General features: G+C 37.7%; 12 protein-coding genes. All 12 read left to right on the top strand.

Annotation, left to right across the window (positions count from 1 at the left end):
- Positions 1-7: 7 nt before the first annotated feature.
- Positions 8-1,822 (top strand): ABC transporter ATP-binding protein, encoded by a 1,815-nt coding sequence (locus AC58QT_RS13645; protein WP_497409445.1) that lies wholly within the window; start codon positions 8-10, stop codon positions 1,820-1,822.
- Between the two features lie 148 nt (positions 1,823-1,970).
- On the top strand, positions 1,971-2,702 hold the full coding sequence (locus tag AC58QT_RS13640; RefSeq protein WP_497409444.1) for a glycosyltransferase family 32 protein: 732 nt from the start codon (positions 1,971-1,973) through the stop codon (positions 2,700-2,702).
- Positions 2,699-3,889: a glycosyltransferase gene (locus AC58QT_RS13635; protein WP_497409443.1), complete on the top strand. Its 1,191-nt coding sequence runs from the start codon at positions 2,699-2,701 to the stop codon at positions 3,887-3,889. The genes AC58QT_RS13640 and AC58QT_RS13635 overlap by 4 nt, the downstream gene beginning before the upstream one ends.
- A 2-nt stretch (positions 3,890-3,891) precedes the next feature.
- The gene (locus tag AC58QT_RS13630; RefSeq protein ID WP_497409442.1) at positions 3,892-4,929 is read left to right on the top strand and encodes a glycosyltransferase; all 1,038 of its coding nucleotides are present in this window, start codon (positions 3,892-3,894) and stop codon (positions 4,927-4,929) included.
- Between the two features lie 11 nt (positions 4,930-4,940).
- The gene (locus AC58QT_RS13625) at positions 4,941-6,098 is read left to right on the top strand and encodes a polysaccharide pyruvyl transferase family protein (protein WP_497409441.1); all 1,158 of its coding nucleotides are present in this window, start codon (positions 4,941-4,943) and stop codon (positions 6,096-6,098) included.
- A gap of 16 nt (positions 6,099-6,114) precedes the next feature.
- Complete coding sequence (locus AC58QT_RS13620; RefSeq protein WP_497409440.1) at positions 6,115-7,311, top strand: glycosyltransferase; 1,197 nt, start codon at positions 6,115-6,117, stop codon at positions 7,309-7,311.
- A gap of 4 nt (positions 7,312-7,315) precedes the next feature.
- On the top strand, positions 7,316-8,497 hold the full coding sequence (locus AC58QT_RS13615; RefSeq protein ID WP_497409439.1) for a glycosyltransferase: 1,182 nt from the start codon (positions 7,316-7,318) through the stop codon (positions 8,495-8,497).
- Positions 8,498-8,516: 19 nt separating this feature from the next.
- On the top strand, positions 8,517-9,710 hold the full coding sequence (locus tag AC58QT_RS13610) for a glycoside hydrolase family 88 protein (protein ID WP_497409438.1): 1,194 nt from the start codon (positions 8,517-8,519) through the stop codon (positions 9,708-9,710).
- A complete protein-coding gene (locus AC58QT_RS13605; RefSeq protein WP_497409437.1) occupies positions 9,707-10,267 on the top strand; it encodes an acyltransferase in 561 nt (186 codons plus the stop codon). Before AC58QT_RS13610 ends, AC58QT_RS13605 begins: the two co-directional genes overlap by 4 nt.
- Positions 10,264-11,814, top strand: a complete 1,551-nt coding sequence (locus AC58QT_RS13600; RefSeq protein WP_497409436.1) for a lipopolysaccharide biosynthesis protein — start codon at positions 10,264-10,266, stop codon at positions 11,812-11,814. Before AC58QT_RS13605 ends, AC58QT_RS13600 begins: the two co-directional genes overlap by 4 nt.
- Positions 11,815-11,860: 46 nt before the next feature.
- Entirely contained in the window at positions 11,861-13,618 is a 1,758-nt protein-coding gene (locus AC58QT_RS13595; protein ID WP_497409435.1) for a class I adenylate-forming enzyme family protein, read from the top strand.
- On the top strand, positions 13,611-14,705 hold the full coding sequence (locus tag AC58QT_RS13590) for an acyltransferase family protein (protein WP_497409434.1): 1,095 nt from the start codon (positions 13,611-13,613) through the stop codon (positions 14,703-14,705). Before AC58QT_RS13595 ends, AC58QT_RS13590 begins: the two co-directional genes overlap by 8 nt.
- Positions 14,706-14,713 lie beyond the last annotated feature (8 nt).

Genomic DNA, 14,713 nt, shown 5'->3' with positions numbered 1-14,713 from the left:
GACAGACATGGAGTACATCTTGCATTTTACCAAAAGACTGTATGCTTTTAATGGCAATAAATTAATGTTTAGCATTATGGGCATGGTATTGATTAGTTTATTAGAAGGAGCTGGCGTATTCTTATTGCTTCCCATCATCAGTGCAACAGGCCTTATGGATATCCATACGAGCGGTTCTCCTATTTCGCGATTCTCTGCCTTTTTCCAAGAGTTTCCCACAGCACTAGGACTACCTATTATGCTAGGTATGTTTGTACTACTAAACATTGGGCAGAACTGGATCCAACGATCTCTCACTTTGCGAGATACCCTCATACAACAAAGTTTTCTCCGTCATTTACGGTTGGAGACCTATTCGGCATTGATGCAATCGAATTGGATTTTTTATGTGAAACATCGAAAATCAGACCTTATTAATTCGTTAACAACGGAATTAACGCGTGCAGGGTATGGAACCAACTTAATTATTCAGTTTATTGCGTCGATTATTTTCACTTTGATACAAATTAGCTTAGCTTTCTGGTTATCTCCGACGATGACAATTTTCGTAATAACATTTGGCATTATCCTTACCTTCTTTTCACGAAAATTTATTAAAAAGGCAAAATCAATTGGCGGTCAAACATCCCAATTGTCCCAAAGCTTTCTGGCAGGCATTACGGATCAACTTGGTGGTATGAAAGATATTAAGAGCAATACGCTGGAGGAATCCAGGCTAGCTTGGTTTCGCTCCCAAACTCAGAAATTAATGAGCGAGCAGATTGATTATGTCAAGCTAAGATCTGATTCTCAGCTATTCTATAAAGTGTCATCTGCCATATTGATTGCTGCATTTATGTATCTATCCTTTACCTTATTTCAAGCCAAAGCGGGCCAACTGTTGCTCATTATCGTCATATTTTCTAGATTGTGGCCACGCTTCACAGGTATTCAATCAAATTTAGAAAATATTTCTGCTACGATTCCAGCGCTTCAATCAATTATTAAGTTGCAGAACGAGTTGCGGCTTGCACAAGAGTTTCATATCGACCCTAATCCCAACCAGCAAGAAGTTCAACCATTAGTCGTACATGAGCATATCGAATGTCATAATTTGTATTTTAGATACCAGCCTGCTGAAGAGACGTTTGCGCTTACTGATATTAATTTGCAAATTAAATCGTTACAAACAACGGCTATCGTGGGTCGTTCAGGTGCCGGCAAAAGTACGCTTGTTGATGTTATTATGGGGCTCATACAACCAGAAAAAGGGCAAATACGGATAGATGGAGTACCGCTCCAATATAATCAAATTCGTTCATTTAGAAGATCAATTAGCTATGTATCACAGGATCCCTTTCTCTTTCATACAACGATCAGGGAAAATCTACTTATGATAAGTCCAGACGTATCTGAAGAAGAGATGTGGGAAGCACTGGAGTTTGCGGCAGCAGCGGAATTTGTCTCGAAATTGCCACAAGGGCTCGATACAGTCATCGGTGACCGTGGAATTCGGTTCTCAGGTGGCGAAAGACAACGACTTGTATTAGCCCGTGCAATTTTAAGAAAACCAGCCATTCTTGTTTTGGATGAGGCAACGAGCGCATTGGATTCAGAGAATGAGGCTGGGATTCAAGAGGCATTGGATCGTCTAAAAGGAAAAATTACGATTGTCGTTATTGCCCACCGGTTATCGACCATTCGGAATGCGGATCAAATCATTGTGCTGGATCAAGGGGGAATTATTCAACGAGGTACTTTTTACCAACTTGCACATGAGGAAGATGGATTATTCTCGGAGCTATTAGGAAATCAGAAATTGACTATTTCTCATGCGATATAGAGTATTCAGTTTATGTGTGGGTGTTCGTTATCGAAGTATAAATGTGTTGACATGTTCTTTATAAAGAACTATTCTAGAGATAGATAGATGTTCTTTATAAAGAATTTTATTTTCATTTAAACGTATTCGTGTGTGAGGAGATTATAAGATGACCATCCCTAAGATTATTCATTACTGTTGGTTTGGACATAATGAGAAGCCTGATATCGTGAAGCGATGTATTCAAAGCTGGCATCATCATCTAAAGGACTATCAGTTTATTGAGTGGAACGATCGTAATTTTGATTTGAACAGCAATCCTTATGTAAGAGAAGCTTACGAAACAGGCAAATATGCGTTTGTAAGTGATTATGTAAGAGTAGACGCATTATATCATTATGGTGGCATATATCTTGATACCGATGTAGAGGTATTTAAACCATTTGATGATTTATTGCATCATGACTCATTTTGGGGATTTGAACAAGAAAATTTTATTGCGACTTCCACAATTGGAGCCTCCCCGCATAACAAGTTAATCCAAGTCTTCTTGGATTCCTATACGAACAAAAACTTCTTACGCTCGGACGGTACCTATGACTCATTAACCAATGTGGCTTTGATTACCAACATACTTAGCGACTGGGGAGTCAAACCGAATGGTGAATTTCAAGAGCTAGAAGGTGTTGCGACGTTTTATCCCCAGGCGTATTTCTCCCCCTATGACTATATCAATTGCCGGACCTTAAAAACGGGAGATACTTATGCCATGCACCATTTCTATAAGAGTTGGCTGCCGCTGAAGGCAAGGTGGAAGGGGCGGATTAAGCTCATCGCTTCTAAAATTATTGGTGGGAACAACATTGTAAGAATTAGGAAGGTGTTAAGGAGGATATCATGAAAAACATACTAATCTCCTCCTTCGATATGGAAGTAGGGGGAGTAGAACGCAGTCTAATAAGTATGTTAGACCAATTCGATTATTCAAACTATAAAGTTGATCTTATGTTATATAAGCATCAAGGCGATTTCATGAAGCTAATTAGCACCAAAACCAATTTGTTAGAAGAAATACCCGCGTATACTACATTTAGAAAGCCCGTTTCCCAAATTATGAGGGATAAGCAATTCCGCATAGGCAGCTCAAGGGTTTTATCAAAACTACATGCAGAATTATTAGGACGATTTAAGCAAGTGTCAGAACCTGGATACTATCAGATGCAATTAATGTGGAAATATGCACTTCCTTTTCTTCCTACTATGCCTAATGAATATGATGTAGCAATTAGTTATTTATGGCCACATTATTTTATTGCTGACAAAGTGAAGGCTAAGAAAAAAATTGCTTGGATACATACAGATTATTCAAATGTTGAAACTGACATTAAATTAGATCTCGAAATGTGGTCTAAGTTTCACTATATTGTAGCGGTTTCTGAGGCGTGTAAAGCCTCATTTTTATCAAAATATAGAGAACTAGAACATAAAGTGATTGTCATTGAAAATATAACTTCACCTGATTTTATTAAAACGATGGCTTCAAAAGAAGTTCCTGTCTCCATGTTAAGTGACGATCGTTTTAAAATCGTAACCGTAGCACGGCTATCGCATGCAAAAGGGATTGATAACGCAGTCAAGTCGTTAAAAATTTTAAAAGATAAAGGTTACCTAGATATTGTATGGTACATCGTTGGTTATGGCGGTGATGAGGCTGCTATCAGAGAGCTAATTCATAGCAACGGACTGGAGAATCAGTTTATTCTGCTAGGAAAACAAATAAATCCTTACCCCTATATAAAAGCATGTGATTTATATGTACAGCCCTCCAGGTATGAAGGTAAAGCGGTGACGGTAACCGAAGCCAAAATTTTAGGTAAACCTATTCTTATAACTAAATATCCTACATCGGGGAGTCAAGTCGAGGATGGAGTAGATGGTGTAATCTGCGAGTTAGGCGTTGAGGGAATTGCAGAGGGAATTGAACGAATGTACACAAAGAGTGATTTACGGGCTGATTTAATAGACTATACAAGTAGAGTTGATTATGGCAATACGCAGGAATTAGAAAAATTATACGGAGTGATTTAGTCATGAGTACGAAAATAAGTGTCATTATCCCTGTATATAATGCAGAGAAGTACTTAGTACCTTGTATTGAGTCACTAATTAATCAGACCTTAGAAGAAAGTGAATTCATATTCATTAACGATGGATCTCAGGATGGCAGTGCTGGGATCATAGAGAGCTTCGCTAAACTTGATTCGCGAATAAAACTTGTACATCAAAATAATCAAGGTGTAAGTATGGCGCGGAATCATGGCCTAAGGTTAGCGAAAGGTGAGTATGTGGGTTTTGTTGATGCGGATGATTATGTTGAGAAGGATATGTTTGAAACACTGTACACCTCTGTTAAGCCAGATAATCTCGACGTAGCCATTTCGAATTTCGAAAGTGAATTGGAGGGTCGTAAAGTTCTGACGAACTATCCATTTCCAACGAATACATGCTTATCCAGAGAGCTTATAGAACAAGAGATCCTACCTTTCCTTTTAAAATCAGAACAATTAAATACTGCATGTAATAAGCTATATCGCCGCAAATTAATCGTAGACTTCGATATTAAATTCCCAGAAAGAGTTGCTTTGGGAGAAGACGGAATGTTTAATATCCATATTTTCAAACACGCAGTTCAAGTTATTTACATTGATTACACGGGATATCATTATCGTGAAGTAAAAGGTAGTGCAACTAGGGATATTAGTAAGAAGGATTATTTCGGAAGATCATTAGAAGTTTATAGGCAAGATACCTCAACCCTGTTTGCGAATTTGATCGAGCCCAATAAGGCTTTGGAAATGAAGTCTATTAAACTGATTACTAGTGTGATGTCCTATATTTATGTGTATTTAGACTCAACCAACGGACTAAATTTTACGAACAGAATTAAAACGGTTGGTAGTATGATTGCTAACACTCATGTTAGAGATGCATTAGTTATCTATTATAAAGTAATGTACCCACATTTAGGTAGATATGACAAGTTTATCGTAACTATGATGCACAGACAGTCTGTGATTGGCCTGCTGTTCGCTGTAACATACAGCAAAGTTAGAAATAAATCATTCTAAGGAGAATTGAAATGAAAATAATGATGTTTGCTCATGATGGGAGTCAGAATAGAGGATGTGAGGCAATCGTTCGTTCATCAACTAATTTGATTAAAGATAAAATGAAAGGCTCACAAGTGTTCTTAGCATCAGGAAAGCCAAGTACGGACCGCATTATTTCTAAACTAGATGGCATTTATGATGGTTCATCTCGTCATATCAAAAGATATTCCTATGAATGGTTAGTGTCTTCTATTAAGGTAAAGTTGTTTAAAGATGAGTCATACGCACTTGGAAAAATACATGATAATATCGTTAAACACATCCCATCCATGGATATCTGTCTGTCTATCGGAGGGGATAATTATTGTTATGGTGAACAACCAGGATGGTATGAAATAAACAAGCGGGTTAAAGCGCAAGGAAAAAAGTTAGTACTGTGGGGTTGCTCCATAGGTCAAGAAGATATGTCGGAAAGAAAATTAGCCGATTTGAAATTGTTCGATCTTATTCTTGCTCGAGAAACGTTAACGTATCACATGCTAAAAAGTAAAGGATTAACTAATGTTGAATTATGTGCAGATGCAGCATTCACGATGGAAAAGGAAGAATTAGAACTTCCATCTGGATGGCAGGAAGGAAATACAATAGGGCTTAACTTTAGTCCTTTAATTATGGAAAGAAATTTAAATTCCAAAATTGCGGTTAGGGAGCTAATTTCTCATATTCTTGATAAAACAAATATGACAATTGCGCTAACACCCCATGTTATCCTCGCAGGCAATAACGATTATGAGATTCTTGAACAGTACTTTGAGGAGTTTAAACATACAGGCAGAGTGATTTTGTTACCCAATCACTTAAACGCGATTCAATATAAGGGCTATATTTCAAGAATGAGATTCTTTATCGGAGCTAGGACTCATGCAACCATTGCGGCATATTCCAATTTCGTTCCAACGATGGTACTAGGATATAGCGTGAAGTCTAAAGGAATTGCTAAGGATATTTTTGGAGAAGAGAAACTAGTCCTGGGCATAGAAGAGATTTCTGATGCTAGCAAATTGAAGAGTAAATTTGATGAAATGCTAAGTGAGGAAGAAGAAATAAGACAAAGACTTCATTCGGCCATACCACGAATTAAGCAAATGTCATATAAAGCTGTCGAACTTCTCCATCAATTAGTTTAATGATATGAGGTGAATTATGAAGAAAAAGCTGCTATTCATCATGCCTAGTTTATGCTCTGGTGGTGGAGAAAAGAGTCTAGTTACCTTACTTAATAAACTCGATTTCAGTAAGTATAAAGTAGATTTATTCTTATTGTCACATGATGGGTTGTTTATGGAGTTCTTACCTAAAGAAGTACGAATTCTACCCTTACCGGAATCATACAAAATTTTTAGTTTGCCACTACATAAATCTATCTCTAAATTCTTATTGAGGTGGAATGGGAAATTAGCATTCAACAGAATGTTGTACACTTTTAGAAACCGGAACTTAAAAAATATTTCCATACGAGAGCAATATAATTGGAAGTATATTTCCAAGTCTTTAGAAGAAATAGAAGGGCAATATGATGCTGCAATTGGATTTCTAGAAAAGACATCAACCTATATTTGCATTGATAAGGTGGCTACTGCTGCGAAGAAAATTGGCTGGGTTCATATTGATTATGATCAATTAGGCATGGATCCTTCATTTGATGAATCTTATTTTAATAAGTTAGACCAAATTGTTACGGTATCCGAAGAGTGTGCAAATGTGTTAGAAAGCAGGTTTCCTGAGCAGAAAGCCAAGGTGAAAGTGATTTATAACATTGTGTCGCCCACGATTATTCATAAAATGGCTGCACCACATGTAGAAGTATTCGAGAAGCAGGAGAATGAATTTAATATATTATCTATAGGTCGCCTACATCATCAGAAAAACTTTGAATTGGCAATTGAATCTTGCAGATTATTAGTCGATCGCGGTTACAACATAAGATGGCATGTTATTGGAGATGGGGATGAAAAGGGGAGATTGCTCCGACTAATCGAAGAATACGGTTTGGAAAGTAATTTTAAATTGCTGGGTTTAAAGTCTAACCCGTATCCGTACATTAAGCAGGCGGATATTTATGCACAAACATCAAGATTTGAAGGGAAATCTATTGCAATCGATGAAGCTAAGATCTTGAATAAGCCGATTATTGTCACCAATTTCAGCACTGCCAAGGATCAAATAAATGATCAGATTGACGGACTTATCGTAGATATGGATGCTAAGGCAGTGGCAGATGGCCTTGAAGAATTAATGAAAAGTAGTACATTGAGAAACAAATTAAGCTCTAATCTGGAGAGGTTACAATTAGGGACAGAAGAAGAGATTGATAAGTTATATGAACTGGTAAATGGGTGATGAGATGAAAAAGAAGGTACTATTTGTCATGAATAATTTAAGTTGTGGGGGAGCCGAGAAAGCTCTTATTTCCCTATTAGAGACGATTGATTACGACAGCTATGAAGTAGATTTATTCCTATTGAAACATGAAGGATTATTCTTTAGTAAAATCCCTCAACATGTAAAACTTCTACAAGAACCAGCAGAATATAAGTATTACGATATGCCAATTAAAACGGCTATTATGGCGTGCTTCAGAAAGGGCAGATTAGATGTTGCTCTATATCGAATTTTAGCCGGCACTATTTATAAAAGTGAAAAAAATAAGATTCGATGTGAGCAACGGGTTTGGAAATACATATCGAAATCATTGAATCATATAGATAAGAAATATGATATTGCAGTTGGGTACTTAGAGAAAAATCCTATTTACTTCTGTATAGATAATGTTAAAGCTACCCGGAAAATCGGCTTTATACACAATGACTATGACAAACTTGGTATGGATGCCGATTTGGACGAACCTTATTTTAAAAGATTAAACAATGTCGTGACGGTATCTGAAGAATGTGGACATATTTTAAAGAGAAGATTTCCTATGTATACAAGTAAAGTGAATGTCATGCACAATATTGTATCACCTGCTGTTATTCGTAGGATGTCGCTAGAAGACACAGTCTATGATAGATCTACAATTAATCTAGTATCTGTTGGGAGATTAAATCACCAGAAGGGCTTTGAACTTGCAATTAAAGCTTGTAAGGAACTTGTTCAATCGGGCTATGCTCTGAAATGGTTTATTATCGGTGAAGGTGAAGATCGGGGTAAATTAGAACATTTAATTGAGGAAGAGGGTTTGCAAGACATATTTAAGATTATAGGGATTAAAGAGAATCCTTATCCTTACATAAAAGCTGCAGATATTTACGTTCAACCCTCGAGATTCGAGGGGAAATCAATCGCGATTGACGAAGCCAAAATACTCAATAAACCAATTGTCGTAACCAACTTTGACACAGCCAAAGATCAAATCATTGATCAAATGAATGGCTTAATTGTTGAGATGAACCCGGTATCGTTGTCTGCAGGAATTGCTAGTTTGATAGATAATCCGTCTCTTAGGGAGAAATTCACGCATAATCTCTCGACTGAAAATTTAGGAACAGAAGATGAAATTCATAAACTATATGAGATGTTTAATTAATTGAAAGAGGTTAACTTATATGATATTTCAACTCATCGGTTATGCAATATTAGTTCTCATTGCAATCATAATTACCATCGATATCCTACCGATATTCAAGGATTGGTTAAGCAGAATTCATATCGGAAGATATGACAATCAACAAACGTGGAACAAATCAATAACTCGAATGGGTGTCAAGTGGCTGCAAGCAACTCCGAAGATAAAGGTAACCGATCATACCAGGTTAGTCTTTATTGATATGTTGAAGGGTAACTATACGAAAGCTGCCATTCAACATTGGCAAGAAGCCGCGTTACTTCTAGGAATGTCTGAATATCTGAAACAAAATGATGACAGCGATGTCAAGCAACAGCTTAGTAAATTCATGGCTCAGAAATTTAATGATCAAGGTCAATGGAAACACACACCTAAATATGTTGATGGGGCTATTTTAGCGTATGCAGTGATGAAGTTAGATTTTATTGATACGGACAAGTTTAAACCTGCTCTAGATGCTGTATGGGAAATGATTCAAGAACATATCGGCCAGGACGGTACGGTGCAATATCGCAGCTTTATGAAGGAATATCGCTATGTGGATACGATAGGATTCATCTGCCCTTTTTTAGTGGCGTATGGTCTACGATATCACAAAAGTGAGTGCATAGAGTTGGCTGTGAAGCAGATTACGACCTATGAAGACAAAGGTATGTTACAAGGACACCACATCCCAAGTCATGCTTATGCGGTTGCTGAGAAATTACCACTGGGACTGTATGGGTGGGGCAGAGGTCTTGGGTGGTATGCCATAGGACTTATTGATGCATGGGGTGAATTGCCCAATGATCATGCATATAAATCCATCCTGACAGAGAGTGTTGAACGATTTGCTGAAGCAGCCGTATTATTCCAACAGGATCAAGGAAATTGGAATTGGACGGTGACTAGAGGAGAATGTCGGCCAGACTCATCCACGACAGCTACATTAGGTTGGTTTATGTTAAATGCCTCGCAAATCGATGGAATCTCAGAATTATGTGTAAACAGTGCTAATCGAGCAGCCGCTTATCTTATGAAAGTGACTAGAAGAAATGGTGCTGTTGATTTCTCTCAAGGAGATACCAAAGATATAGGTGTCTATTCGACATTGTTTAATATCTTGCCATTTACACAGGGCTTCTGTATCCGAATGATGAATTTCAATCACAGTTATAAGGTTGTGAAGAGATGATTAAACGCATCGTAACCTTTATAAAAGTTAGGCTTAGAAAGTATATTTTAGAGGAAATCTGGATAGAAGACTACATGAAGATGGGGATGAAAGTGGGACAGAATTGTTCGATACAACCGGGTGTTATTATTGATTATTCACACTGCTGGCTTATTAACATTGGAAATAATGTAACCATTGCGCCGCAGACCTACCTATTAGCTCATGACGCTAGTACAAAAAGGAGTATTAACTTCACCAAAATAGGTAGTATTACAATTGAGGACAATGTTTTCATTGGTGCAAGGACGTTAATTATGCCTGGTGTTACAATTGGGAAGAACTCAATTATTGGAGCAGGGAGTGTTGTAACAAAATCAATCCCTGCAGATAGTGTTGCCGTAGGTAACCCTGCAAAAGTTGTAAAGTCGGTTGAAGATTATATAAAAAGCAATAACGAAATGTTAACGAATAGCAAAAAGTATGATGCTACATACACACATAAAGGCAAAATTACTCCGGAGCAAAAGCAACGCATGTATCAAGAACTCTCAAATGAACTAGGTTTCGTTCTATGAGAACAAAAAGCTCGATTATTAATATATCAGTCGGACTAGGTAATCAGTTAATTATTACTTTCCTAAGTTTCTTCTCCAGAACAATCTTTATTCAAACACTGGGCATCGATTATTTAGGTGTAAATGGATTATTTACGAATATACTTGCCATGCTCTCTCTCGCGGAAGCAGGTATTGGTTCCAGCATTATTTATAACCTATATAAACCCGTTGCTGAAAATGATAAAGAAAAAATGATCATGCTGATGAAATTGTATAAGAAGGCATATCTAGTCATTGCACTGATTGTCTTAGTGTTAGGGCTTGCTATTATGCCTTTTCTAAATTATTTTGTGAAAGATACGAATGTAGCTCATATCCATCTGATCTATTTTGTGTTTCTGATAAACACAGTTACACCTTATTTATTTCAATACAAGAGTTCTTTTCTGAATGTAAGTCAGAAGGGATATATTGTTACGGGGATGTTTTCAATCTCTTCTATTGTTTCAACTTCTTTGAAAATAGTTATTTTGTATACAACTCAAAACTATCTTGTGTATTTAATTATTGACAGTGTGATCACGTTAATAAATAGTTTCATTGTATCAATTATTGTTGATCGCTTATATCCATTTCTAAAGGAGAAGATAACGAAACAGATTGATCAATTAACAAAGAGTAATTTAGTTAAGAATATTAAAGCAATCATCTTGCAGAATGTGGGGACCTATTTAATATTCGGTACAGATAATATTATTATTTCTTACTATGTGAGTGTGGCGGCTGTTGGGTTATATTCGAATTATTTTATGCTCATCGACATATGTCGAACCTTTGTTAATCAAATTTTTAATAATATTTACCACAGTATCGGCAATCTCGTAGCCAAAGAAAGTAAAGAAAAGATCTATCGTGTATATAGAGTGACTATGTTTCTTAATTTCTGGCTGTACTCGCTGCTTGCGATTGTTTTATATATCATGATTGAACCATTTATAAGCCTCTGGATAGGTCCCAAATTCCTAATGGATAAACTTGTACTAATTGTTTTAGTCGTTACTTTCTATGAAAGAGGAATGAGAAACTCGATTAGTACGGTTAAAACAACCGCTGGTATCTTCCATGAGGATAGATTTGTACCTCTGTGTCAGGCTGCAGTGAACTTAGTCTTCTCAATTATTCTAGTGCAATACATAGGAATCGCAGGCGTATTTATTGGAACATTGATTAGCGCAATGGTTGTTCCATTTTGGACGACACCGTATTTCGTGTATAAGAAAGTGTTTCACAAGTCAATTTTCCGATATTTTGTGCGGTATTTCTACTATGCGGCTATAGGATTAGGTACTTGCTTAATCACTTCTTATATAGCCAATTTGATAGTTGTGGAGAGCATTGTTTCATTAGTTCTGAGGGCAATTCTTTGTCTGTGTATTCCTAATCTTATTTACATTCTCTTGTTCCATAGAAGTGATGAATATAAGTATTTACTGGGAATCGCGAAAGGGATGTTAAATAGCATTCAGAGGAAAGTTACACCAAAAGGGAGTTCAGAATCTTTTTGATCTTTGAGTGTTCTTAATTGGGAACGGTGAAGGAGTCCGAAATGTGATGGAAATGATGCCATGTAACCCAGAAACCATAGCGTTTCTATTGCAAAAACGTGCGAAAACGTGTGCCAAAGATATTGCATATAGTTTTCCAGAAATAGAGCAGCATTATTCTTGGTCAAAGCTGTGGAATGAAGTTCAAATCATTGCAAAAGGGTATTTAGATCTAGGGATACAGAAGGGTGATTCCATCGCATTTCTTATGACAGGAAGAATGGAACTCATCATTTCTATGTATGCAGCCGCTTGTATTGGCGCAGTAAGCGTACCCTTGAATACATATTCGAAAAAGGGAGAAATTTGCGAGTTTTTAAAGGGAGCGAGTCCCAAAGCTATGATCATTGGAAAGGAAGGACATCAACAACAATATGCTTCCATGCTGATCGATATTTTCCATGAGTACGTTCATAGTGACAACCGCCCTGCCTGGTTACCCTCCCATATTTTCATAGTGGAAGGGGATGGGATAGAAGTTCAGTCTCCTATAAGACACTATTCAGACTTGCACACAATCGGAGCACAATTGGGAGATGATGCTCTTCTTCGTGCATGTTTATTGACATCTATCCATGATCCGTTAATTCTGTTATACACGTCGGGTACGACCGGAACACCTAAAGGGGTAATTCGTACAACAGCTTCCTTCATATCAACCGCACCTAAGTATACGAACAAGAAGAAAGCTAACCCTATCTTGCAAAAGGTGACAGATGTGATAGCTAGAAGTTTTTCTGTTATCAGTCTATTGCCCTTGTACCACCTAGGAGGATTCGGCGTTATTTTCACAAATTTGAAAGTTTGCAATATAAGGATGGTACTGCTTAGTTATTACCATCCTTTGACTGCCATAGAGATGGTTAGAAAGGAATCCTGCCGTATATTGATTGGCACACCCTATATGGTCCAACGTATGCTTTCTGTCACGCAAGGCAACAATTCTGCCCTCTCCTCTCTAATTGGCATTTCCTTTACTTCTGCAGCAGTCAGTAGTGCCTTGCTCCATAGGGTGAAAAGTGAGCTTAAGCTCTTATTTTTTATGGTTACCTACGGCTCTACAGAAGCTGGTGCAATTGCGAACGGCACTTGTTTCACCGGCGGGGAGAGAAATTTACTCTTGTCACTGCTTTTCAAATTACTGAGAAGTACTCATTTATTAAGCGGTGCCGTTGAGTACAAGCAATTCGAGCAGAACAGTTATAGTCTTGCAGGGAAAGTTGACCGAGGCGTAGAGGTAAGAATTCGCGATGTTGTTACGGGGATTGATCAATCTGCGCTTGAACATGGTGAAATTGAAGTTCGTAGCCATCGTGTGATGGGTATGCTTCATAGTCAGACGTCCAATATGGATGAAGGCGGTTGGTTTCGAACAGGAGATCTAGGGTATATAGATAATAACCGGAATTTGACAATAACAGGAAGAATTCATCGACTGATATCACGCGGTGGGGAAAAAATCTCTCCTCTTGAAATTGAAGGGGTATTATTGAGGAACGAAGATGTAGAGGATGCCTTCGTATTAGGTATTCCAGATGTGCTATACGGTGAAAAACTTTGTGCATGCATTGTAGCAAGGAAAGGCTCGAGCCTAACAGCTGAATCACTAGTAAGAAGTCTTGTAAGTCAAATATCCGCTTTTAAAGTACCTGAGCATATTGTTTTTCTCCCGGAATTGCCATTATCTCCGACTGGAAAAATTTCTGTAGTTGAAATTCGTTCAATCGTTATGAATGGGTTAAATCGGGAGATTCGTTATGCGTAAATACTATCCAGGCATTACAATTTTTAAACTTGTCGGTTGCCTGCTCGTTTTATTTGCCCATTTAGCGATTAATCGTTATATGGTCTCAATGCCGGATCATCAACTGCGATTTCTTTCGCTGCCCCTTGGTGTGATCGTTCCTTGCTTTTATGTTGTTGCAGGGTTCCTAGCTTATAAGGGATGGACAAATGCGAGCAACTCACAGCACTATATCAGAAGGTATGTTAGCCGGATTCTCTTGATGTATGTGCCTTTTTGCTTGCTGTTTGTTTTTGAATTTATCGCGCCTGAACTGATTCGCGGCGGGATGACAATTAGCAATCTGGGGGTGCAAGCCAAGATTCTTGCTGCCGCTGTCATCTTGAATGGACCATCCGTACAATTATGGTTTATTCCTCCCTTAATTTTCAGTCTTAGTGTCGGGTATTGGCTTGTTATGAAAAGAGGTATACGCACCGCTCTCATAGCAGGGATTGTCGGTTTTCTAATGAGTTTGCTGATATCGGGCAGCTTGCGTTCTTTCGTAATCGATCCTATAGAAGACTACCTATCTGGAAGCTCGATTCTGATCTATATGAAGTTGTTCATCTATAGATACTTTGGGCTTGGTTTCACTTTTGTTGTAATGGGGATTTTACTTGCACGCTATGAAGAGAAGTTCAATCGGGCCAAAGTGTGGCCATTAGTTGGAGCGGCCTTAATTATTTCGACAGCGGAATTTTTATTTTTATGGCGATACATCGACTGGAATATGGAGTATAAGATTACATTGAGTATTATTCCGAATACCTTACTTGTCTTCTACGGCATACTGAGAGTGAAAAGCCTCATCATCCAGAAGTATCATAGCTTCATTAATTTATTTAGTATAGTTACCTTCTGTGGACACATTTTGTTTATGAAGCTTAACCTTTTAGTATTAGATTGGGAGATAACAGAACTGAGCAATGGGCAGAACATCATCTATGTGGCAGCTACAGGTATAGAATGTATTCTTGCAAGTATCGTTTTGTATAAATGGAAGTCGATTTTTTCGAGCTTTCAGATTTACAGGCTGAAGAGACTGAGTAAAAGCACTAATCGATAGTAGAGGGA

Source organism: Paenibacillus sp. J31R109 (genome assembly GCF_059692055.1).
The sequence above is the reverse complement of the archived record's forward strand: the minus strand, read 5'-3'. Positions and strand labels throughout refer to the sequence as shown.